Below are 1,916 nucleotides of genomic sequence, written 5' to 3'. Positions count from 1 at the left end.
GTGCTGCGCCAGTTGATGCCGGGGCCGGGACCGGGGTCGGCCATCCGGACCCCGAGGTCCGCGAGATGCCTCAGCTCCGGCCAGGTGTCCGGCCGGGCCAGGTGCACCTGCTCGGGCCCGGCCGGTGACAACGCGATCACCCGGGCGGTGCCGTCGCCGACCGCCAGGGCACGTAACTCCTCCTCCGCCGCGGCCAGTTCGCCACCGACGGCACCGGATTCCGCGCCGAACGCGGCCGCCAGGTCGGCGAACCGGCCGAGGATCGTCCGCAGCGACGCGTCGCCGCCGACGCCGAGCGCGACCACCGGCACCCCCGCCGCCTCCGCGACGCTCTCCGCGAGGGCGTACGGCGCCTTCCCGTCGTACGTCACGTCCACCACCACGTCCGGGCGCAGTTCGCGCAGCGCGTCCTGCGCGACATCCGCTCCCCCGCCCAGGTACGCCACTTGCCGCGGATCGAGCCCACCGAGCTTCGCCGGGTCGGCGTCCGCACCGCTGTCGTGGCCGGACCCGTAGACCGCCACCGGCCGCACGCCGTACTCCCACAGCGCCGCCCCGGCCCGTACGTACGCCACCACCCGCGGCGGCGCGAGCGGCCCGGACGAGGTGCTGCCCCGGTCGTCGGTGAACTCCCAACCCGCCTGCTGCCCGCTGCCGTTCGTCATACGGTGCCCCCTTCGCGATCCGGGCGGGGCCCCGCGGGACCCGCCGCGTGCTCACCACCCTGCGCTCCGACCGGCCCCCGCGACAAGGGTGCCTGCCCGCGGCGGGCGGGCGGCGGGCCGGCAACCGGCGTGCGGCGGTCAGGCGGCGGGCGGGGTGAAGTAGTCGCCGTGCTCCAGGTCTTCGAGCAGCGTCGCGTGGGTCGGTGTCCAGCCGAGAAGTTGCCGGGTGTGGTCGTTGGAGACGGGTGCGTCGGTGCCGAACACCCGGGCCATGAAGGGGTTCCCGAAGTGCTCGGCCGCCTCCTCGGGCGCCAGCGAGACGGTGGGCAGGCCGAGCATCTGCCCGATCTTGGCCGCGATGCTGCTGAGCGTGACGCCGCCTTCTCCCGCGCCGTGCAGCACGCTGCCCGCGGGAGCGTCCTCCAGCGCCAGCCTGAACAGGCGGGCGGCGTCGGCACGGTGGATGGCCGGCCAGCGGTTGGCGCCGGTGCCGATGTAGGCCGAGGTGCCTGTCTTGCGTGCGGCGGCGACGAGCATCGGGACGAAGCCGAAGTCGCCGGGGCCGTGCACGGTGGGCGCCAGCCGGACCACGCTCGCGCGTACTCCCTGCGCGGCGGAGCCCAGGCACGCCTGCTCGCCCGGGATGCGGAAGGCCGCGATCGAGGCGGGATCGGGTGCGTCCTGCTCGGTGCTCACCCGACCCGCGGTCGTCACCAGCGTGCCGGAGGTGCTGACGAACGGCTTGCCGGAATCCGCCAGCGCCCGGCCGAGCATCTCGATCGCCGTGCGGTCGCGCCTGATGAGGTCCTCCGGGTCGGCGAAGTCGCCACCGAAAGCCATGTGCAGGACGCCGTCCGCCGCCTCTGCTCCCGTACGAAGACTGTCGAGGTCCTCCAGCGAGCCGCGGTGCACGGCCGCGCCGAGCTCCTCCAGCCGCGCCGCCGAGGCGTCGGAACGCGCCAGACCGGTGACCTTGTGCCCGGCCGCGATCAGCTCGGCGACGACGGTCGGACCGGTCAGTCCGGAACCTCCGGTGACGAAGACATGCACGTTGAACTCCCTTGACCGAGCGATGATTCGCGTGACGACAGAGACTGTCGCTACGCTCTTCAACCTAGCACGTAACGTCATAGACTGTCGCTACGCCGTCGGTGCCGGCCCCCGCACCGGACCCCGCTGAACCCCCGCCGAACCCCCGCCGTATCCGCGCCGGGTCCCCGCCCCGACCGCGCCTGCGCGGGAGCGCGCTTG

General features: G+C 74.3%; 2 protein-coding genes. Both read right to left on the bottom strand.

Going from position 1 to position 1,916, the window contains the following annotated elements:
- A partial coding sequence (locus AC13HU_RS36405) for an ABC transporter substrate-binding protein (protein WP_483046277.1) occupies window positions 1-665 on the bottom strand: 665 nt, incomplete at its 3' end.
- A 138-nt stretch (window positions 666-803) separates the two neighbouring features.
- Window positions 804-1,715 carry an SDR family oxidoreductase gene (locus tag AC13HU_RS36400; RefSeq protein WP_483046276.1) on the bottom strand — a complete coding sequence of 304 codons (912 nt, stop codon included), beginning with the start codon at window positions 1,713-1,715 and terminating at the stop codon, window positions 804-806.
- Window positions 1,716-1,916: the final 201 nt, after the last annotated feature.

This window comes from Streptomyces sp. NH27 (genome assembly GCF_056859195.1).
This window is presented reverse-complemented; position numbering and strand designations above follow the sequence as displayed.